General features: G+C 70.6%; 2 protein-coding genes. Both read right to left on the bottom strand.

Annotated features, from left to right (window positions below; all coding sequences use genetic code 11):
• Nucleotides 1–313, bottom strand: a 313-nt coding sequence (locus DS843_RS30830; RefSeq protein ID WP_149472616.1) for an efflux RND transporter permease subunit, incomplete at its 3' end; no start/stop codon positions are given.
• A gap of 13 nt (nt 314–326) precedes the next feature.
• A partial coding sequence (locus tag DS843_RS30825; protein ID WP_208852369.1) for an efflux RND transporter periplasmic adaptor subunit occupies nt 327–1771 on the bottom strand: 1445 nt, incomplete at its 5' end.

The raw sequence follows: 1771 nt of genomic DNA, 5'->3' as shown, positions 1-1771 counted from the left end.
GGTAGATGTCCGTGCCCCAATCGAACTCGACGAAGACGATGCTGAGCCCGACGCCGGACACCGAGCGCACGCGGGTGATGCCCGGCATGCCGTTCATCGAGGTCTCCAGCGGAAAGGAAACCAACTGTTCGACCTCCTCCGGCGCCAGCCCCTCGGCCTCGGTCATCAGGGTGACGGTCGGCTTGTTCAGGTCGGGGAAGACGTCGATCGGCAGGTCCTTCAGCACGAACGAGCCGTAGACGACGAGGATCGCGGCGGCGGCGAGGACGAACAGCCGGTTGCGCAGGCTGGCGTTGACGAGGACGTTGAACATGGCGGGGCGCTCCTCACCGGACCTGGTTGAGGAGACCGGCGCCGTCGGTGACGATGCGCGCCTCCGGCTCGACGCCCGCCAGGACGAGCACCGTGTCGCCGTCGACAGGCTGCGTGCGCACCGGTCGGGCGACGAAGCGTTGCGGGGTGTCGTGCTGCCAGACGATGGGCTGGCCGCTGGCGTTGCGCACCACGCTCTGCCGCGGCAGGACGATGCCGGACGCCTTCCCCTGGATCTGGGCGACGATGCGCACCGGTTGGCCGACGCTCAGGCCCTGGGGTGGGTTGTCGATCCGGAAGAGCAGCGGAATGGCCTGCTGGCGCAATGCCAGACTGTGTCCCAGGTGCCCGAGGGTCAGGGTGACGCCGTCGGCGGTGGTCGCCGTGGCGCCGCGGACGCTGTTCGCCACCCGGGGATCGAAGGCGACCGCCTCGACCATCAGCCGCGCCGGGTCGACGATCTCGAACAGCACCTGGTCGCGCCCCTCGACCACCTGTCCGGCCTTGATGTTGTTGGCGGTGACCACCCCGGAGATGGGCGCCCGCAGGGCTTCCTTGGTCGTCAGCGCCGGGGACAGGGCCGCCCGGCGCTTGCGCAGCCCGTTGAGGTTGGCCTCCGCCTCTTCGATGTCGCGCTGGGGCACGCTGCCTTCCAGCTTCCGCAGCCGCTGGAGGCGGGATTCGGCAATGACGAGTTCCTGCTCCACCACGGCGATCTGCTGCTGGATGCCGCTGCGGTCCACGAAAGTCACGGCGGGGGCGATGTGGGCCAGGATCTGCCCGGCCTCGACCCACTGGCCGACGTAGGGCAGCCCCGTGTCCCCCGGCTCGATGCGACCGCTCTGCGTGGCCTGGACGTGGCCGCCGCCGTTGGGGTCGGCGATGACCTGACCGATCAACCGCACCGTCTGCGCCGCCTCCCGCGGCTTGGCGACGACGGTGCGGACCGACAGCAGACGCTGCGACGGCTTGGGCACGTACAGACTGCCGTCCGGCAGGCGCCGCGGGCTCTCCAATGCACCGGTCGCCCCCATCGGGACGGCCGCCGTCGGTGCCTTGCCCTTGTCCTCGTCGCCGTGGCTGTGGTCCTCGCCGCCGTGGGCGAAGGCGCCGCCGCTCGCCAACAGCAGGCCGATGCCGACCAGCGCGGCGCCTGCGAGCGTCCGCGTGCGTCCACGCTGGGTCAGGGCGACGGTGGTCAGGACCCCGAGCAGGAAGACCATGACCGCCCCCAGCATCAGGCCGGAATCGTTCCGGACCTGCCCGAGGACGGCGGAAACACCGAGCGCACCGCCGGTCTGTGTTTCGGCCGCGGACGCCGGAACCTCCAGTGTGCCGATCAGCAGGTCGGCCGCGTCGGCCGCGGTGATGGAGACGGTCACGTCATGTGATCCCGGCTTTGAGAGCCAGGACGGTTCGAGACGGTAGACGCCCTCCTCGCCGGAGACGGGCGAGGCCG

The organism is Roseomonas genomospecies 6, from assembly GCF_008365375.1.
Lineage (GTDB): Bacteria > Pseudomonadota > Alphaproteobacteria > Azospirillales > Azospirillaceae > Azospirillum.
Note: the sequence above shows the minus strand (reverse complement) of the source record. Positions and strands in the feature narration are given on the sequence as shown.